An 18,958-nucleotide genomic window follows, 5' to 3' on the forward strand; every position below is an offset into this window, starting at 1 on the left:
GCGCGTTCGATCAAACAACTGCTTCCTCCTTGCCGGTGGCGGCGCGCTCGACGGCCGCGACCTCCGCCTTCTGGACCGGGCCCCACGTCTCCCGGGTGAGCACCGCCGCGACCAGGCCCAGCACGCCGTAGCCGCTGAACAGCAGCGCCGGTCCGAGCCAGCCGGCCTGCGCGTACAGGGCGGTGGCGATCATCGGTGTGAAACCCGAGACGACCGCGGAGATCTGGTAGGCCAGCGACGCCCCGGCGGTGCGGGTCTTGGTCTCGAACAGCTCCGAGAACCAGGCGCCCTGAACCCCGGCCAGCGAGTTCTGGCAGATCGCGTAGCTGATCACGAAGGCGATCACGATCAGCACCGCGGAGCCGGTGTTGGCCATCAGGAACATCGGCACGCCCCACACCACGGCGGCCACGCATCCCAGCAGGTAGACCGGGCGCCTGCCGAACACGTCCGAGCAGTGACCCCACAGCGTGGTGGCGAGGATGCCGATCCCGGCCGCGGTGGTCAGCGCGAGCAGGCTCAAAGACCCTGAGGTGGGCGAGGTGTCGAGCTCCAAGTAGGACAGCATGAAGGTCACCGACACCGCGTAACCGGCGGTCTCGACCACGCGCAGGCAGAAGGTGCGCAGCACGTTGCGCCAGTCGTCGCGCAGCACCTCCATGATCGGGTTGCGTGCGACCTCACCGGAGTCCTTGAGCTCCTCGAACTCCGGCGACTCGTCGATCTTGAGGCGGATCAGGATGCCCACGACGATCAGCACCGCCGAGAGCAGGAACGGCACTCGCCACGTCAGCGTGCCGCCGAGTCCGGCGCTGAGCAGGAACGCCAGGTTCGCCAGCAGCAGCCCGACGGGGAACCCGGCCTGGGTGATGCCGGTGTAGAGACCTCGTTTGCGCCAGGGCGCGTGCTCGAAGGTCATCAGGATGGCGCCGCCCCACTCCGCGCCGAAGGCGAGGCCCTGCACGATGCGGACGGCCACCAGCAGCACCGGCGCCCAGACGCCGACCTGCTGGTAGGTGGGCAGGCAGCCGATGAGCACGGTGGCGATGCCCATCAGCAGCAGCGAGGACACCAGCACCGGCTTGCGGCCGATCCGGTCGCCCAAGTGGCCTGCGATGATTCCGCCCAGCGGACGCGCGGCGAAGCCGACGCCGAGGGTCGCGAAGGACATCAGCGAGGCCGACAGGGGGTCGGAGCCGGGAAAGAACGCGTCGCCGAAGTAGAGGGCGGCGGCGGTTCCGAAGCCGATGAAGTCGTAGGTCTCGATGGTCGCGCCGACCCCGCAGCCGACGGCGACTCTGAACTTCTCCGGGCTGCCGTGCACCGACGCCCGGGATGGGGAGCTTGCCATCGCGATCCTCCTTGACCGGCTGGCTGAATGTTGAGTGTCAACAGTCAATGTTGACAGTCATCATAGGTACGGTCGAGGGCGTGTCAAGGGCGGATCTTCCGCCCCGCGCTCGGGCTCAGCTCTTGCTGTTGAGCAGCTTGACCGCGGCCTGCATGTGCTCGCGGAGCACGCGCACGGCGGTGTCGGCGTCGCCGCGTTCGACGGCCTCGACTATCGGCCGGTGGTGGTCGGCGGACATGGGGAAGCGCCGGTTCTCGGTGGACGCGCTCATCACGACCACCCGGATCGGGCCCTCCAGGTGCCGCCAGGTGTCGAGCAGGATCGAGTTGCCCGACAGCTCGCACAGCTGGGCGTGGAAGGCGAGGTCGGCTTCCAGCTGCTCGCCGAGGTCGCCGGTGGCCGCCTCGAGCCTCTCCAGCGCCGAGTGCAGCTCGCCGACCACCTGCGCCAGCCGGTCGGATTCGACGATCTCGGCGACCGCCTGGCCCTCCAGCGCGCAGCGGACCCGGAACAGCTCGTCGATCTCGTTCGCCGACAGGCTGCGCACCCGCAGCATGCCGCGAACACCCGGCGTGACGAGACCTTCCTGCTGAAGGTGGCGCAGCGCCTCGCGCACCGTGCCGCGGCTGATCGACAGCTGCGAGGCGATCTCGACCTCGCCGAGGTGATCACCCGGCCCGTACCGCCCGGTCAGGATCGCCTCGCGCAGCGCCACCAGCGCGCGCTCCCGCAAGGTCAAGCGATCCAAACTGCGCAAAGCCTCTTCCACCACGCCGAGATGATAGCCGTCTGTCGACAGTCAACGCGTGCGACGCCCACGAGAGCCCTTCGGAATCCGGAGGTGACGGGCACCTAGGCCTGCAACGCTTCCGACGACGGGGTGCAGCCGTACCGGTCGCGATGGCCAGTCCTGCCGGGGGCTCAGCGCGTTCGTGTGCGGTCCGCCGGCCATGATCGAGGCGGCGCTCAAGCGCCGGCGGATGGCTCCTCGCGAGATCCACCGGGAGGAGTCCTCGACGCCTCCCACGTCGCGAGGTGAGAACTCGCCCCGCGCCACGCCGGTGACGCGAGGCGAGGAGTCAGAAGACGACGCCGGAGTCCTGGGCGAGGAGCTCGTCGGTGGCGCGTTCGGCCACGGCCGCGATGGTCATCGACGGGTTGCAGGCGGCGGTGTTGCCGGGCATGAGGGCGCCGTCGAGGACGTAGAGCCCGCGGTGGCCCTGCACCCGGCCGGCGAGGTCGCAGACCACGTTCATCGACGCGCCGCCCAGCGGGTGCCAGGTGTTGGGCACCAGCGAGGTGGTGTCGAGCCGGACCGAGCCGTTGCCCGCGACCGCGGCGACGCGTTCGTCGATGCGCTCGGCCAGCGCCGAATCCGCCTGCGACGGCCAGTCCAGCACGGCGTCGTCCTTCGCCGAGTCGTAGACGAACCGGCCGCGCCCGGAGCTGACGCCGTAGCCGACCAGCATCGTGGTGCGCAGGTTCGGCGTCGGCGGCAGCGACGCCTGGATGACCGTGTTGGCCAGCGTCGGGTCGTCCCACTCCTTGCTGCCGTAGATCACCGGTCCGCCCTGCGGCGCGCCGAAGTCCTCGGCGAAGTTGGTCCAGGTGTAGATCCGGTCACCGTTGGAGCCCCAGTTGGAGCCGAGCCCGTCTGGCATGTCCGGGATCTGGTCCTTGGCGGCGGCGCGCATCAGCAACCGGGTGGTGCCCGCCGTGCCCGCCGCCATCACCAGCGCACCGGTGGTGATGATCTTCTGCTCCAGCACGGTTCCGTCGGTGGCGATGCGGTCGACGTGGACCTGCCAGCGGCCGTCGCGGGTCTTGGCCACGTCGGTGACGTTGTGCTGCTCGGCCACGGTGACCTTGCCTGTGGCCTCGGCTTGGGCGATGTAGGTGACGTCGACGGAGTGCTTGCCGCCGTTGTTCACGCCGAACGCGCAATCGCCGTTGGTGTAGGAGGGCTTCATCTCGCCGCGGAGCTCGCGCAGCGCGTAGTCCCAGTCGATCGGCATCGGGATCTTCTCCACCGAGCAACCGGCCCGCTCGACGTTGCGGGCGAAGATCCGCGAGGCGGCGTAGGTCTCGCTGTTGATCAACTCGTCCGGGGCGGTCGCGATCTTGAGCACCTCGGCCACCCGCCGGTAGTAGACGCCGTCCATCCGGGCGTAGTCGAGCCGCTCGGGCATGGTGGCGTTGAAGACCTCTTCGGTCGGTTGCAGCGTCATGCCCTGGTAGAGCAGGGATCCGCCGCCGACCCCGGCCGCGCACATGATGTCCATGCCGTTGCCCGTCACGCGCTCCAGCAGACCGGTGTAGCGCTCGAACGGCGGTGGGGAGATCCCGAACAACGACGGTCCCGAACCCAGCCAGAAGAACCGCTCGTCCGGTGCGGCCAGGGTGGGGAAGGTGTCGGCGTTCGGGCCGGTCGGCCAGCGCTTGCCCCGTTCCAGCACGAGCACCGGCACCCCGGCCTGGGCGAACCGCAGCGCCGTCACGCCACCCCCGAACCCGGATCCGATGACGACCACCCGGTGCTCCTCGCGGGTGAGGGGAACGCGGCCGGCCGCGTTCGCGTACGGGCCCAGCAGGGACAGGCCTGCCGCCGCGGCTGTTCCGGCGAGCAGGGTGCGGCGGCTGAGTTCGGGCATGCGGTACCTCCACGGCGCGCGTCCTCGTTGACTGAGCCGCGAGCCTAAGGAGCCAAAACGAGACATTGAACTGGTCGACGATCTCACTACTGGCGAGTAGGTTGGGGTTCCGTGTGGTCATGTGGAGGTAGTCGGTGCTGAGCTCTCGCCGTACTGACGCGCGCCGCAATCGCGAGGTCATCCTGCGGGCCGCCGACGAGGCGTTCGCCGAGGACGTCGACCTCGTGCCGCTGTCGGAGATCGCCCGCCGCTCCGGCCTGGGCCGGGCCACGGTCTACCGGCACTTCTCGGACCGCTACGCCCTCGGGATCGCGGTGGCCGAGAGCAAGCTGCACCTGCTGCGCGAGCTCGTCGCCGAGTGCGACTTCATCGAGGTGCTGGAGGAGCTGTTCGACGAGCAGATCTCGCGGCGTCCGCTGGTGCGGCTGTTCCGCGAGCTCCCGCCCGCCGACCAGCGCCGATACGCCGGTCAGCTGGTCTCGGTCCTGGCTCCGGGACTGCGCGAGGCGCAGGAGGCCGGTGCCATCCGCGGCGATGTCGGCCCGGACGACCTGGCACTCATCTGCGAGATGGTCGAGGGTGCGCTGTCGTCGCACCTGCCGGTCCCCGGCGGCGTGGAGTCGGTCCAGCGGGTCGTGGAGGTCATGCTCGCCGGTCTGCGGGCCTGATCAGGACTCGCCGGCGAGGACCTGCTGCATCCGGGCGGTGACAAGCGGCCGGCGGGAGTCGTGGTGGGGGAGCCGGTGCGCGAGCTGCCCCAGGACCTCCAGGTCGTCGGTCGGGTGGTCGCGGAACAGCGCCCAGAGCGCCGCCACGTCCCCGCGGTCGAGGACCGCGTTGCGCAGCGACGCGAACAGCTCCTCCCGCTCGTCGCGGATCGCCGGTGCCTCGCTGGCCTCCAGCAGCGGTCCCCGGTAGGTCTCCGAGGCGGTGCGGATGTCGCCGTCGTGCAGCGCGCGGCGCACGGTGAGGAAGTCCGCGTCGACCGCCGCCTGCAACCGGTAGGGCTTGGTGGCGATGACGTGCTCGCCCAGGTGCGTGCGCAACCGGTGGATCTCCGCGCGGGCGGTCACCGGGTTCCCGCGCTCGCCGTAGAGCTGGAAGGCCAACCGGTCGGCGGTCAGGCCCGCCGGACGCATCGCCAGCAGCGTCAGGATCTCCGCGTGCCGCAGCGACAGCGGGACCTCGCGCCCGTCGAGGACCGCGCGCGGCCCGGCGGAGTCCAGGAAGGACAACGACAGCACGGGCCGGGGACGCGTCCGCGCCGCCGGCGAATCGGGCAGCCGCAGCAAGTATCCCTCGGCGAGGCGTTCCAGCACCGCCTCGCGGCCGTCGGCGAGCGTGACCCGGCCGTCGGTGACGTCGACGCGCTCGGGCAGCAGCGACGCGCCCGGTTCCACCGCCAGCACCCGCCCGGTGCGGGTCAGCAGCGCGCCGGCCTCGCCCCGCAGCGCCCGCAGGTGCGGCATGTTGCGAGCCCGGAGCTGCTCGTCGCGTGCGGCCATCCGCGCGCGCAGGTGGCTCTCGGCAAGCTGCGCGGCGGCGCTGACCAGCGACACCATCGCCGGGTGCACGGTGCGCAGCGGGCCGCTGATGTCCACCGATCCCAGCACGTCACCGGTGTCGGGGTCGTGGATGGGGCTCGCCGCGCAGGTCCAGTCGTGGTAGGTGCGCACCAGGTGCTCGGCGGAGTAGATCTGCACCGGCTTCCCCACCGCGAGGGTGGTTCCCATGGCGTTGGTGCCGATGGCCTCCTCGGCCCACCGCGTTCCCTCGCTCAGCCGCACCTGGTCGGCGCGCCGCTGCACCGCGGAGTTGCCCTCGCGCCAGAGGATCAGCCCGTCGCGGTCGGTCACGATCATCACGTGCATCGCCTCGTCGGCGACGTCGAGCACGGTCTGCCGCAGCACCGGAATCGCTGCGGCCAGCGGATGTTCGGTGCGCATGTCGCGGACTTCGTCGCGCTCGCAGACCACCGGTGCCTCGCAGGAGTCGGGGTTGATCTCGGCGGCCAGCGAACGCTGCCAGGACTCCGAGACCAGCGTCCGAGGTGAGCGGGGCGCGCGGTCACCGCGCAACACCGCGTCCCACACGCGTCCCAGCAGCGAGGCGTACTCCAGCGGGTCGGCGAGCATCGTCGCGGTGGTGGGTTCCTCCTCGGTGCGCACCCTGCCTCCAGTCCCGACGTCGGCGTCGACGCGTGGGGTCATGATGACCACGCGCAGCACCGGGGACAAGAGCGCTGCCCGCCATCAGGACCAAAACCGTCCGTTCGGTCAGGCGTCCGGTGGGTGCAACCTCGTTGCAACGTGAGGCGCGACACGATTCCGCGCGACAACGGAAATTCTCGTGCAGGAGGCAACGCATGACCAAGTACGCAGCGCCGGGTACGCAGGGCAGCGTCGTGGCCTACGAATCCCGCTACGACCACTACATCGGCGGTGAGTACGTGGCCCCGGCCAAGGGCGGGTACTTCGCGAACCCGACGCCGGTGACCGGTGCGGACTTCACCGAGATCGCCCGGGGCACCGCCGACGACGTCGAACGCGCGCTGGACGCCGCGCACGGCGCGGCCCCGGCATGGGGCCGCACCTCGGTCGCCGAGCGGGCCAACGTGCTCAACCGGATCGCCGACCGCATGGAGGCGAACCTGGAGAAGCTGGCCGTGGCCGAGAGCTGGGAGAACGGCAAGCCGGTCCGCGAGACCCTGGCCGCCGACATCCCGCTGGCCATCGACCACTTCCGCTACTTCGCCGGAGCGATCCGCGCGCAGGAGGGCAGCCTCGGCGAGGTCGACGACGACACGGTGGCCTACCACTTCCACGAACCGCTGGGCGTGGTCGGCCAGATCATCCCGTGGAACTTCCCGATCTTGATGGCCGTCTGGAAGCTGGCGCCCGCGCTGGCCGCCGGCAACGCCGTGGTGCTCAAGCCGGCCGAGCAGACCCCGGCCTCGATCCACGTGCTGGTCAGCATCATCGGTGACCTGCTGCCCGCGGGCGTGCTCAACGTGGTCAACGGCTTCGGCGTGGAGGCGGGCAAGCCGCTGGCCTCCAGCAACCGGATCGGCAAGATCGCCTTCACCGGTGAGACCACAACCGGGCGGCTGATCATGCAGTACGCCAGCGAGAACATCATCCCGGTGACGCTGGAGCTGGGCGGCAAGAGCCCGAACATCTTCTTCGACGACGTGGCCGCGGCCAACGACGCCTTCTACGACAAGGCGCTCGAAGGCTTCACGATGTTCGCGCTCAACCAGGGCGAGGTGTGCACCTGCCCATCGCGGGCGCTGATCCAGAGCGGCATCTACGAGGAGTTCCTCGGCGAGGCCGTGGAGCGCACCAAGGCGGTCAAGCAGGGCAACCCGCTGGACACCGACACCATGATCGGCGCGCAGGCCAGCAACGACCAGCTGGAGAAGATCCTGTCGTACTTCGACATCGGCAAGCAGGAGGGCGCCAAGGTCCTCACCGGTGGGGAGCGGGCCGACCTCGGCGGCGAGCTCTCGGGCGGCTACTACGTGCAGCCGACGGTGTTCGAGGGCCACAACAAGATGCGGATCTTCCAGGAGGAGATCTTCGGCCCCGTCGTCTCGGTCGCTCGCTTCGACGACTACGCCGACGCGATCAAGACCGCCAACGACACCCTCTACGGCCTGGGCGCCGGGGTGTGGTCGCGCGACACCAACACCGCTTACCGCGCCGGTCGCGAGATCCAGGCCGGCCGGGTGTGGGTGAACAACTACCACGCCTACCCGGCGCACGCGGCCTTTGGCGGCTACAAGCAGTCCGGCATCGGCCGCGAGAACCACAAGATGATGCTGGAGCACTACCAGCAGACCAAGAACCTGCTGGTCAGCTACTCGCCGGACAAGCTGGGCTTCTTCTGATGGAGCTCGCCAGGGTCGCCGTGACACCGGAGGCGGCGCAGCTGCTGCGCCGCCTCCGGGCCGACCACGGTCCGCTGATGTTCCACCAGTCCGGCGGGTGCTGCGACGGCAGCGCCCCGATGTGCTACCCGGCGGGGGAGTTCCGCACCGGCGGCTCGGACGTGCACCTCGGAGATCTGGAGGTGGACGGGGATGCGGTTCCGGTGTGGATGTCGGCGGCGCAGCACGAGTACTGGAAGCACACGCACCTGACCATCGACGTCGTGCGCGGCCGGGGCAGCGGGTTCTCGCTGGAAGCCCCCGAGGGTGTCCGGTTCCTGATCCGCTCCCGGCTGCTCACCGACGACGAGCTGGAGGCGTTCGGCCTCGCCTGATCGGCGGCGTCGTTCGAGGGGGGCGATGGACGGGGCCCGCCCCACCGGGTGGGCCCCGCTCACTCCCACCTCATTCCCCCGCCACGCGGACCGCCCGACCCCGGTCAGTGGGATCTGGTCGACGGCGGTCGAGGTGTGGTTCAGGTCACTCCTCGGGCTAGGATGGGTCGGGGTTCGGCCCGTCGGCCGATCGGTGATCGTCGAGGTCCGCGCCGCGCACACCCCGCTCCGGTGCCTGGAGGATGCCTGATGACAGTGCGAAGCCGGGTGCCCAGCTCGCGTGAACCAGCGGTCGCCGAGCTGGCCGGGCCGCAGATCGCGCCGCCGAACGGCGACTCGCCGGGGCTGGCGAAGTTCCACGTCCCGGAGGTCGTGTTCGGGCCCGGCGCGCTGGCCGAGCTCGGGCACTGCGCGCGTCGGCTGGGCGCGCGCCGGCCCTTCCTCGTCACCGACGGCGGCATCACCGAAGCCCGGTGGGCCGCCGAAGCCGCCGGACATCTCGACGCGGTCGGGTTGAGCGCGGTCGTGTGGGACGCCGTCACGCCCAATCCCAAGGATCACGAGGTCGAGGCCGCGCACCAGCGCTACGCCGAGTCCGGTGCCGACGTGATCATCGGCGTCGGCGGTGGTTCGGTGATCGACGCGGCCAAGGGCGTGGCGATCCTGTCCGGCAACGGTGGCCGGATCCTCGACTACGAAGGCGTGGACCAGGTGGTGAACCCGATCCCGCCGCTGGTCATGGCGCCGTCGACGTCGGGGACCGGTGCTGATGTCTCGCAGTTCGCGATCATCACCGACACCGCGAACGCCACCAAGATCACCATCCTCAGCCGCGCCCTCGTCCCGGAGATCTCGGTGGTCGACCCTCGGCTGCTGACCAGCATGCCGGACTGGCTCAACGCCGCGACCGGCCTGGACGCGCTCACCCACGCCATCGAGTCCTACGTCTCACGCGCGCACAACACCCTCACCGAGCAGCACTCGCTGCACGCCGCGAAGCTCATCACCGGCAACCTCGCCCGCACCCTGTTCCGCCCCACCGAGGCCGAACCGCGCGTGGCCATGGCGCAGGGCGCGCTGGAAGCCGGGATGGCCTTCACCAATGCCATCCTCGGCGCCACCCACGCCATGAGCCACCAGGTCGGCGGTCTGCTCGACGCCCCGCACGGGGTCATCAACGGGGTGCTGCTGCCGCACGTGATCCGCTTCAACGCCGAGGCCGACCCCTCGCGCTACGTGCCGGTGGCCGCGGCGATCGGGATCGACACGGCAGGAGTTCCCCCTGTCGAGGTGGCCTTCACCCTCGCCGACCGGGTGCGGGAACTGGCCGACGTCGTCGGTGTCCCGCAGACGCTGCGCTCGCTCGGGGTGTCCGATGTGGACATACCGGTGCTCACTCGCAACACGCTCAAAGACGCCTGCCTGACGACGAATCCGCGCGAAGCGCGGGCGACCGACATCGCTGGACTGTTCCGGGCGGCGCTGTGAGCGGTGGTGCCGGCACCTCAGGCGGCGACTTCGGCGACGACCTCGGCGTCCTGACCGGGCTGCGGTCCGGCAAACGCTCGTTCTACCCGGAGTACGTGCGCTCCGCCGAACGCCTCGAATGCGCGGTGCAGGCGCTCGACCGCATCTCCAGGGCACTGGTGCGCACCGTCGAAGGCCCCCGCACGCTCGTCGAGGCCGTGGTGCGCGCCGCCGCCGAACACCTGCAGGCCGACCGGCTGCTGCTGGGAATCGCCGACGGAGCCCTGCGCGCGGCCCGGCCCCGGTTCCTGCTGCTGGACCACGGCGAACTCGTCGACGACGAGGACCGGCTGCCGGCGGAAGCGCAAGATCAGCTCGACGTGATCCGAACTCGGCCGTGGGAGGTCGAACTCGCTCCCGACGGCCCCGGCTGGGTGCGGGCGCCGATGACCCTGGACGACGAGCCCGTCGGCGGCATCGTCGGCTGGCCGGGCGACGTGCAGGTCGCCGACACCGACCTGGCGATCATGCGGGTGCTGGCCAACCAGGCCGCCGTCGCCGTGCACAACTCGTTCCTGTTCCACGCCGCCGCCCAGTTGCGCGGGCGCACCGAACAGCTCTCCGAGGCCGCCGCACAGCAGGCCAGGGACCTCGCCGCCCGCAACGCCGAACTGCAGGAGACCCAGCGACGTCTCGTGGAGGCGATGCAGCGCCAGGCCCTCGACGACGAACGCCACCGCATCGCCCGCGAGCTGCACGACACCGTCACCCAGTACGTCCTCAGCGCCGGCATGACCGTCGAGGTGTGCCGCTCCGAACTCGCCGAGATGGGTCCTGAAGCCCAGCACGTCGCGGAGAAGCTCGCACCTGCCAAGGGACTCACCCAGCAGGCCGTGGAACGCCTGCGCGCGGCGATCTACGCGCTGCACCACGGCGCCGAAGAACCCCCGGGCTCGCTGCCGATCCTGCTCAAGCAGCTGTCCACCGTGCACCTGTCCAGCGAGTTGAAGGTGGAGGTGCGGGTAGCGGGCAGCCCCGCTCCGCTGCGACCGGAGGACGAGAGCTCGATCTTGCGGCTCACCGGTGAGGCGCTGTTCAACGTCGTCTCGCACGCGGGAGCCACCCGTGCCGTCGTGCAACTCGTCTACCAGCCCGAGCAGCTGCGGCTGACGATCTCCGACGACGGGACGGGCGATCCCGCGCAGCTGCGGCGATCGCTGAAGCTGTCCTCGGCGACCGATCTGGCGGGCCGGCACCGCGGCCTGGCCAACATGGCCGCCCGCGCGCAGGAGCTCGGCGGGACGCTGGGCATCCGTCGTTCGCGGATGGGCGGAGTGGCGTTGCAGCTGCGGGTGCCGCTGTCATCGACCCGGGAGGTCATGCCGTGAACCCACCGGGCTCAGGCCAGCGCACGCCGAGCGAGCAGGTGCGGATCGTGCTCGTCGACGACCACGCGATCGTCCGGCACGGGCTGCGCTCTGTGCTCGAACGCGAGGAGGACCTGCACGTGGTCGGCGAGGCCGCCACCGCTGCCGAGGCGGTGGACGTGGTCGCCGCCACCGGCCCGCACGTCGTCCTGCTGGACCTCAAGCTCTCCACCGGCGACAACACCGAGGGACTGCACCTGTGCGGGCAGCTCACCGAGCTGCACCCGGGACTCGGGGTGCTGGTGCTGACGACCTTCCTCGACGGCGGACTGGTCGTCGAGGCCATCCACCGCGGTGCGCGGGGTTACGTCGTCAAGGACGTCGACACTACCGAGCTCGTCGGCTCCATCCGCGCAGTGGCCCGCCGGGAGAGCTCCTTCGACTCCCGCTCGGCCGCGGCCATGGTCGAGACGTTGAACTCGCCGTCCAGCGACCCGCGCCTGACCGAACGGGAGCTCATCGTCCTGCGCCAACTGGCCCACGGGCTCAGCAACCGCGACATCGGAGCGAAGCTGTTCATCTCCGAGACCACGGTCAAGTTCCACGTCCGCAACATCATGCGCAAGCTCACCGCCACCAGTCGTGCCGAAGCCGTCTACGAGGCCAGCAAGCTCCACCTCATCTAGCGCCGCCCTTCGCGAGGGGGACGCGGACGTGTGGACGGTCGTGGTGCGCTGTGCCGGATCAGTTTTCGAGTGTGGCCGGTGATGTGGTGCTCGTGAGCGGCCCGCCGGGGGCGGGGAAGGCACCGCGGGCGGCTCGTTGGCGGCCGGGAGCCGGTGCGACGGTGCACCTGGCGACGGACTTCTCCTCCCGGTCCAGCCGCAGCGGTTGCGTGGCCCCGTTCCTGCCCGAGTCGCAGCGGCACGACGAGGTGATCATCGAGTCGATCGCGCCGCGTCCGCGACGGCGTTCGCGCGGCGGAACCGGGTCGTGTTCACGGCATCGTGGCTCCCTGGTTCCTCGACCCGTTCCGGGAAGCCGCGGAGCCCGCTGTCCCACGTGGTGCTGCGGCCTCCCGCGGCCGGTTCCGCCTCATCTGGGATTCGCCGGAGCGGATCAGGGGGCCGTGCGGATCTCGAGCCAGCCGCCGTGGTGGTCGGTCACTTCGTAGGCGAATCCCGTGCTGTCGCCGAGGTGGTGGAGGTCGGTCGGGGTGAAGGTCCGGACGTGGCCGAACGCCGCGGTGGGCTCGTCCTCGTAGGGGACGGCGATGATCACTCGGCGTCGGGCGAGGCGGAGGGCTTCGGCGAGGACCGCGTCTCCCCGGCCGGGGTCGAGGTGTTCGAGCAGGTGCACGGCCGTCACCGTGTCCACGGTGCCGTCGGGCAGCGGAACCTGGGCGGCATCGCAGACCAGCGTGTGCATGCGATGACCTCGGGTGGCCGCGACGGTCTCCAGCAGGCGCATGCTGCCCGGGGCCAGGTCGGAGGCGATGACCGAGTGCTCGCCGCGTTCGGCGAGCAGCAGCGGCAGGAACCCGAAGCACGAGCCCAGGTCCAGCACCCGCCCGGGCGGGGCGAGCCGCAGGACGCGCCGGTACAGCGGGGCGAAGTCGGCGATGGAGGAGTGCGGCGCGCATCCCGCCGGAGTCGACCAGCGCTCCCGGATGCGCGACAAGGTGTTGTCGTAGAACGTCGTCCACGCTCGCAGCGGGTCGTCGATCACCGACTGCACCACTTCGGTGAAGACCCGCTCGAAGACCTCGACCCCGCTGAGCCAGCCGGGGGCGAACAGCTCGTCGGCGAGGATGCCAGCCAGGTTGTTGTCCAGCTGATCGGGCCGCAACCAGTGGCTGATCTCCATGTGGTGATCGCGTCGGTGCAGGCAGAAGTGCCCGGTGCGGGTCACCTGCACGCGCGCGTCGCACGGCGATTCGTGCCGCGAGACGGTGACCAGCGGGTCGTGGCCGTGCGGGGCCAGCGGATCGATGTGGTGCAGCGCCGAGCGCTCTCCGGCGCTCACCGCCCGGTCACCTCCGTCGCGATGGACTCGGCCGCCTTCGCCAGCCCCGACAGGTCGCGCACCACCTGCACCCGGTCGCAGTGGTCGGCGTAGTCCGGCAGGTCGCAGCGCCCCAACCGCCACGAGTAGCGCGGTTCCGGGGTGAGCCAGATGGTTTCCCGCGCCCGGCGCGCGATCTCGGCCAGCGCTTCGACGTTCGGGTCGTTGCCGTTGCCGCGTCCGTCACCGAGGACCAGCACGGTGGTCCGCCGGTTGAGGCTGTTGCCGAACTCGTCGAGGAACGTCGCGAAAGTGGCTCCGTAGTCGGAGTTCCCGTCCACGTCGAGGATCCCGCCCTGCGGCAGCCCGTCGAAGACCAGTCCGAGCGCGCGTTCCAAGGGGTGGTCGGTGAACAGCTCCGAGATCTCAACCGGGTCGTCGACGAACGCGAACGTGCGGACCTGCGTGAACAGCGACTGCAACCCGTGCACCAGGTGCAGCGTGAAGCGCGCGGTGGAACGCACCGACAGCGACACGTCGGCCAGCACGATCAACCGCGGCTTGTCCTCCGCCCGCGTCACGGTGACCGGCCGGAACGGGACGCCGTCGTAGCGCATGTTGCGCCGCATCGTGCGAGCCGGGTGCACCCTGCCGCGCGGGGTGTTGCGGCGCTTGCTGATCGGCGCGCCGCGCAGGCTGTGCACGATCCGGCGCAGCGACTCCTCCAGCTGCTGGCGCTCGCCCTCGTCGACGCGGTCGAGCCGGCCGGTGGTGACCTCTCGGGACTCCTTGGCCGTGCGCTCCAGCTCGGCGAGCTTGGCCAGGTGCTGCTTGAGCAGTTCGGGCAGGTTCTCCAGCACCCCGGTGAGCTGCCCGCGCGGCGTGGAGTCGTCCGCTCCCTCGTCGTCGGCGAGCCAGTCCAGCAGCGTCTGCTCCTCGGCGATGCTCAGCCGGGTGTCGATGCGGTGACCGGTGTGCTCGGCCAGCGATCCGGGCGTGCCCGCGTTGTGCAGGTGCTCGGTCTCCAGCTGCACCGACGGCACCGATCCACCGCCCGCACTGCTGTTGTCGCTGGAGAACACCACTTCGTCGGTCATCGACGCCAGGTCGATCTTGTTGCTCTCCTGGTGCAGGTTGTACTGCTGGGCCAGGTCCTCGGGGTCGAAGTAGTCCCGGATGTCGGCGGGTTTGGCGTGGGTGTGGCCCTCCTGCGGTGTGTCGGCCGGCTCCTCGGAGACGGTGAACGACTGGAGCTCGCCGGTGTCGGAGAGGTCGTCGTGCTCGTGGGTGTGCTCCTGCTCGTGGTCGTCGGGAACCACCGGTCGCAGCGTGAAGAAGGTGTCGAAGACCTCGTCGAAGACCTCCTCGTCGCGCCGGTCCTTGATCATCGCGACCTTCAGGGCGTCGCGCAGCGCGTTGCGGTCGTCGAGCATCCCGGGCTGGGCGGCGCAGCGCATCGCGTCGGTGGCCTCGGACACCGAGATGCGAATGCCGAACAGGCGCAGCAGGCGGACGAACCGGTGCAGAGCTGATTCCACGGCCCGCTCCTCACGACTTGCGCCGGGTCACCGATGAGAACGAGCGATGTCCCTGACCGCCCGTCGGCCGCTGGCCGGAACCGCTCGATCCCGGTGCGCCGTAGTAGGATTCGTCGTGCCGACCGGGTGCGTCCTTGGCCGCGCGGACCTCCCGGCCGTCGGCCTCGCCGTGGTCATGCCCGTGACCGTGCCCATGTCCGTGCCCGTGGGCCGGCAGCTGCTGCGGGATCTCGCGGTTCGGGTCGGCCATGTGCCCGATGACGTCGAGCGCCTGGTGCAGGTCGCGCTCGTACTTCACGACCACGTTCACCGTCTCGGCCAGCACGTCCGAGCCGAGCTCGTCGGCGCCGAGGACCGCCAGCGTGCGGGCCCAGTCGATGGTCTCCGAGATCGACGGGGCCTTGCGCAGCTTCAGCGCCCGCAGCTGCCGCACCACCGCGACCAGCTGCTCGGCCAGGTTCTCCGGCAGTCCGGTGTTCTTGGAGCGGACGATCTCCAGCTCGCGGTCGTGATCCGGGTAGTCCAGGAAGAGGTGCAGGCAGCGGCGTTTCAGCGCCGCCGACAGGTCGCGCGTGTTGTTGGAGGTCAGCACCACGTACGGCGGAGTCGTCGCGGTGTAGGTGCCCACCTCGGGAACCGACACCTGGAACTCCGCCAGGCATTCCAGCAGCACCGCTTCGAGTGCTTCGTCGGCCCGGTCCACCTCGTCGACCAGCAGGACAGCCGGCTGATCGCCGCGGATGGCCTCCAGCAGCGGTCGCGCGGCCAGGAATCGGTCGGAGAAGAACAGGCTGTCCTGCGCGCCGATCCGGTCGATCGCGGTGGACAGGTCCGGCGCGTCGGCGATGATCTCGCCGATCTTGTCCCGCAGCATCTGGGTGTAGAGCAGCTGCTTGCCGTAGTCCCACTCGTAGAGCGCCTTGCTCTCGTCCTGACCCTCGTAGCACTGCAGCCGCAGCAACTTCCGGCCGGTGGCCTCGGCCAGCGTCTTGGCCAGTTCGGTCTTGCCCACGCCGGCCGGGCCTTCCAGCAGCAGCGGTTTGTCCAGCCTGGACTGGAGGTAGACGGTGGTGGCCAACCTGCGGTCGGCGATGTACCCGTGCTCGCCGAAGCGGCTGATCACCTCCTCCACCGACTCGAAGGGCTTGTCGCCGGGCTGATCCGCGATGTCGTCGAGCACTGCGATACCTCCGGAGTTCGAGCGGTGCGGTGGTGGGAAGGCCGTGGTGCCGCGCGGTCGGAGGGCGCGGCACCACGGCCGGTCCGGGGGAGGGATCAGGTCAGCAGATCGTCCAGATCCCCGGTCATGCAGTGCTCGACCACCGGGCGCACGGTGTCGAAGGTGCACTCCTTGGCGTTGCCCGGGGTGCAGGCGTCGCCGAGGACGTGGTTGGTGATGCGGTCGACGTCGCCGGAGTCGCCCTTGATCTCCTTGGCCTGCTCGTAGAACTTCGTCGGGCCCTGGCCGAGCCGGTTCTTCGAGTAGCTGTCGGCGTTGACGTCGACGAACCGCTCCGGGATGCCCACGTCGCGCAGCAGCCGGATCGCGGCGTTGAGCGCGGCGTCGGCCGCCTGCGGGTCGGTCATGCCGTGGGTGTCGATGCCCATCGCCTCGGCGATGTCGGCGAAGCGCCTGTAGGCCACCGGCATGTTGAACGCCCACACGCGCGGCAGCGCGACGGCGTTGTTGAGCCCGTGGTGGGTGTCGTAGAAGGCGCTCACGGCGTGCGAGATCGAGTGGATGATGCCCAGACCGCCCGAGTTGAACGCCTGGGCGGCGATGTACTGCGCGTACATCATGCCCTCGCGGCCGGGCAGGTCCTGGCCGTTCCACACCGCCTGGCGCAGGTTCTGGGCGGTCAGCTTGATCGCGTGCAACGCGTTGCCCAGCGACGGCGGGAAGTTCAGCCGCGACACGTAGGGCTCGGAGGCGTGCGCGAGCACGTCGAAACCGCACTGCGCGGTGTAGTCGACCGGGCAGTCGTAGTAGAGCACCGGGTCGTCGACGGCCAGCGAGGCCACCGAGTTGTCGTCGAAGGCGACGTACTTGTGCGGGTTGCCGGGGTCGGTGGTGGTGTCGGTGATGACGTAGGCCCAGGACGTCTCCGAACCCGTGCCCGCCGTGGTGGACACCGCGATGTGCGGCGGGTTCTTCGGGTTCTCGGACTTGTTGAAGCCCTCGAACTCGTTGACGTTGCGGCCGTCGTGGGCCACCGAGATGCGCGCGCCCTTGCAGGCGTCGTGCGAGGAGCCGCCACCGATCGACACGAACGAGTCGCAGTGGTTCTCCTGGTACATCGCGACGGAGTCCATCACGTTGTAGTCCTTGGGATTGGACTCGACCTGGTCGTAGACCACCACTTCCAGGCCGTGGTAGCGCATCGACTCGACGATCTTGTGGACGATGTCGGTGCCGCGCAGGCCGGAGGTCATCACCAGCGTCTTCTTGAAGCCCAGCTTCAGCGCCTCCGGGCCGATCATCTCGTGCGAACCGGGTCCCAGCAGTGCGCGGGGGAACGGGTGGAACTCCTTGATCGGGAACGGCTTGAGCAGCTCATCGACCTGCATGTCGCTGTCCTTTCCACGCGCGTCGTTGCACGTTGCTCTCCGGCCGGGGGAGGGGAGCGCCCGGCCGTTTCCGGGGGACGTCGGCGTCGAACCCGGCCATGCCCGGGAAGCTAGTGCCCGAGATCGCGCGGGGAGAACGGCTGCGACCCAGAACCCCTCGTCCGAGAACCCATGTCCGGACTGTCGGGGAGGGACGCACCCGTCCGAACGGTCAGGTACCCGCGCTGACCCGTTCGATCGGACGGGTGTGAGTGGACCCGGTCGCACGGTGCTCTCGCTGGCACTTGGCCCTAGCGTGGTGCGGCATGGCGGAGTGGTTCGAAACAGTGGCGGAGGCGCACCGGCGCGCCCGCAGACGACTGCCCAGGTCGGTGTACCTGGCGCTGGTGGCGGGCAGCGAGCGCGGCGCCACGCTCAACGACAACATCAGTGCCTTCGGCGAGCTCGGCTTCGCGCCGCGCGTGGCGGACCTGCCGGCCGAGCGCGAGATGTCCACGACTGTGATGGGGCAGGAGCTGTCGCTACCGGTGCTGGTGTCGCCGACCGGTGTGCAGGCCGTGCACCCGGAGGGCGAGGTAGCGGTCGCGCGGGCGGCGGCCGAGGTCGGCACGGCGATCGGTTTGTCCTCGTTCGCCAGCCGATCCGTCGAGGACGTGGCCGATGCCAACCCGAAGACGTTGTTCCAGGTCTACTGGGTCGGCGACCGGGAGAAGGTGCTGGCTCGCGCCGAGCGCGCCCGAGCGGCCGGAGCGAAGGGCCTCATCGTCACGCTCGACTGGTGCTTCGCCACCGGGCGCGACTGGGGGAGTCCCCCGATCCCGGAGAAGCTGGACCTGCGCACGAAGCTGAGCTTCGCCCCGCAAGGACTGCTGCGGCCCCGGTGGCTGCGCGGGTTCCTGCGGCACGGGCTGCCGGACCTGACCACCCCGAACATGGTGCCGCGCGGGGAGCCCGCGCCGACCTTCTTCGGCGCCTACGGCGAGTGGATGTTCACCCCGCCTCCGACCTGGGAGGACATCGCCTGGTTGCGGGAGCGCTGGGGCGGACCGTTCATGATCAAGGGCATCACGCATCCCGACGACGCCCGCCGCGCCCGGGACATCGGCGCCACGGCGATCTCGGTGTCCAACCACGGCGGTAACAACCTCGACTCCACGCCGGCCACCATCCGTCTCCTCCCGGCGATCGCCGACGCCGTCGGCGACGACGTGGAAGTCCTGCTGGACGGCGGGATCCGGCGAGGCAGCGATGTCATCAAGGCGCTCGCGCTGGGCGCCCGGGCCGTCCTCATCGGCCGCGCCTACCTGTGGGGCCTCGCGGCCGAGGGGCAAGCCGGAGTCCGCAACGTCTTCGACATCCTCCGGTCCGGCATCGACTCCTCCCTGCTGGCCCTCGGCCGTCCCTCGATCGACGACCTCACCCTCGACGACCTCATCATCCCGAGGGATTTCACCCGGCACCCCGTCTCCGAGCACTGATCTCGCACGGTCCCCGACACGGCCCACCGCGTCACCTCCCCGGGTGGAGTTCCCGATTCCAGTGGAAATCAGAACCCCGAGTTCCATTGAAATCCGGTGCTCATGACGGGACCACGTCGAGGGGAGAGGGGTGACTGCGGTGCCCGGTCCTCGGGAGGACGGGGCACCGCAGTCGGTCGGGGAGGTGGAGCAGGTTTCGCCGCCCTCGCGGTGGCGGTCGCGATCACGTTGCACCAGCTCATCCGAAACCCCTTGCCCGAGTACCGGACTC

The 18,958-nt window shown here is 70.2% G+C and carries 15 protein-coding genes; 7 read left to right on the forward strand and 8 right to left on the reverse strand.

Annotated elements, in window-relative coordinates; all coding sequences use genetic code 11:
* Positions 1–10: 10 nt before the first annotated feature.
* The 3 genes from E1161_RS21155 to E1161_RS21170 all read right to left on the reverse strand — a co-directional run bounded on the left by E1161_RS21155 (position 11) and on the right by E1161_RS21170 (position 4,002).
* The gene (locus E1161_RS21155; RefSeq protein WP_132625998.1) at positions 11–1,351 is read right to left on the reverse strand and encodes an MFS transporter; all 1,341 of its coding nucleotides are present in this window, start codon (positions 1,349–1,351) and stop codon (positions 11–13) included.
* A gap of 115 nt (positions 1,352–1,466) precedes the next feature.
* On the reverse strand, positions 1,467–2,108 hold the full coding sequence (locus E1161_RS21160; RefSeq protein WP_132626038.1) for a GntR family transcriptional regulator: 642 nt from the start codon (positions 2,106–2,108) through the stop codon (positions 1,467–1,469).
* A 322-nt stretch (positions 2,109–2,430) separates the two neighbouring features.
* The gene (locus E1161_RS21170) at positions 2,431–4,002 is read right to left on the reverse strand and encodes a GMC oxidoreductase (RefSeq protein ID WP_132626000.1); all 1,572 of its coding nucleotides are present in this window, start codon (positions 4,000–4,002) and stop codon (positions 2,431–2,433) included.
* Between the two features lie 134 nt (positions 4,003–4,136).
* On the opposite strand from E1161_RS21170, the gene E1161_RS21175 reads away from it, so the two are divergent.
* Positions 4,137–4,670 (forward strand): TetR/AcrR family transcriptional regulator, encoded by a 534-nt coding sequence (locus E1161_RS21175; RefSeq protein WP_235875187.1) that lies wholly within the window; start codon positions 4,137–4,139, stop codon positions 4,668–4,670.
* On the opposite strand, the gene E1161_RS21180 is transcribed toward E1161_RS21175, so the two are convergent.
* Entirely contained in the window at positions 4,671–6,212 is a 1,542-nt protein-coding gene (locus E1161_RS21180; RefSeq protein ID WP_408012006.1) for a helix-turn-helix domain-containing protein, read from the reverse strand. It lies immediately after the preceding gene.
* Between the two features lie 155 nt (positions 6,213–6,367).
* Between E1161_RS21180 and adh the strand changes: the two genes are divergently transcribed.
* The 5 genes from adh (at position 6,368) to E1161_RS21205 (ending at position 11,785) form a co-directional block, all read left to right on the forward strand.
* Entirely contained in the window at positions 6,368–7,891 is a 1,524-nt protein-coding gene (adh, locus tag E1161_RS21185) for an aldehyde dehydrogenase (RefSeq protein ID WP_132626002.1), read from the forward strand.
* Entirely contained in the window at positions 7,891–8,265 is a 375-nt protein-coding gene (locus tag E1161_RS21190) for a DUF779 domain-containing protein (protein ID WP_132626004.1), read from the forward strand. The genes adh and E1161_RS21190 overlap by 1 nt, the downstream gene beginning before the upstream one ends.
* A gap of 249 nt (positions 8,266–8,514) precedes the next feature.
* Positions 8,515–9,753 carry an iron-containing alcohol dehydrogenase gene (locus E1161_RS21195; protein ID WP_132626006.1) on the forward strand — a complete coding sequence of 413 codons (1,239 nt, stop codon included), beginning with the start codon at positions 8,515–8,517 and terminating at the stop codon, positions 9,751–9,753.
* Positions 9,750–11,120, forward strand: coding sequence for a MadS family sensor histidine kinase (locus tag E1161_RS21200; RefSeq protein WP_235875188.1), 1,371 nt, complete (start codon positions 9,750–9,752; stop codon positions 11,118–11,120). The genes E1161_RS21195 and E1161_RS21200 overlap by 4 nt, the downstream gene beginning before the upstream one ends.
* On the forward strand, positions 11,117–11,785 hold the full coding sequence (locus E1161_RS21205) for a MadR family response regulator transcription factor (RefSeq protein WP_207920329.1): 669 nt from the start codon (positions 11,117–11,119) through the stop codon (positions 11,783–11,785). The genes E1161_RS21200 and E1161_RS21205 overlap by 4 nt, the downstream gene beginning before the upstream one ends.
* A 433-nt stretch (positions 11,786–12,218) precedes the next feature.
* Here the strand turns inward: E1161_RS21205 and mftM are convergent, their stop codons facing one another.
* The 4 genes from mftM to mdo all read right to left on the reverse strand — a co-directional run bounded on the left by mftM (position 12,219) and on the right by mdo (position 17,209).
* Positions 12,219–13,124, reverse strand: coding sequence for a mycofactocin oligosaccharide methyltransferase MftM (mftM, locus tag E1161_RS21210; RefSeq protein ID WP_235875189.1), 906 nt, complete (start codon positions 13,122–13,124; stop codon positions 12,219–12,221).
* Positions 13,121–14,641 carry a VWA domain-containing protein gene (locus tag E1161_RS21215; RefSeq protein WP_132626008.1) on the reverse strand — a complete coding sequence of 507 codons (1,521 nt, stop codon included), beginning with the start codon at positions 14,639–14,641 and terminating at the stop codon, positions 13,121–13,123. The genes mftM and E1161_RS21215 overlap by 4 nt, the downstream gene beginning before the upstream one ends.
* A gap of 10 nt (positions 14,642–14,651) precedes the next feature.
* On the reverse strand, positions 14,652–15,821 hold the full coding sequence (locus E1161_RS21220) for an AAA family ATPase (protein ID WP_235875190.1): 1,170 nt from the start codon (positions 15,819–15,821) through the stop codon (positions 14,652–14,654).
* Positions 15,822–15,916: 95 nt separating this feature from the next.
* A complete protein-coding gene (gene mdo, locus E1161_RS21225; RefSeq protein WP_132626010.1) occupies positions 15,917–17,209 on the reverse strand; it encodes an NDMA-dependent methanol dehydrogenase in 1,293 nt (430 codons plus the stop codon).
* A 305-nt stretch (positions 17,210–17,514) separates the two neighbouring features.
* Between mdo and mftD the strand changes: the two genes are divergently transcribed.
* On the forward strand, positions 17,515–18,687 hold the full coding sequence (gene mftD, locus E1161_RS21230) for a pre-mycofactocin synthase MftD (protein WP_132626012.1): 1,173 nt from the start codon (positions 17,515–17,517) through the stop codon (positions 18,685–18,687).
* Positions 18,688–18,958 lie beyond the last annotated feature (271 nt).

Origin of the sequence: Saccharopolyspora aridisoli, from assembly GCF_004348445.1 — a bacterium.
Lineage (GTDB): Bacteria > Actinomycetota > Actinomycetes > Mycobacteriales > Pseudonocardiaceae > Saccharopolyspora > Saccharopolyspora aridisoli.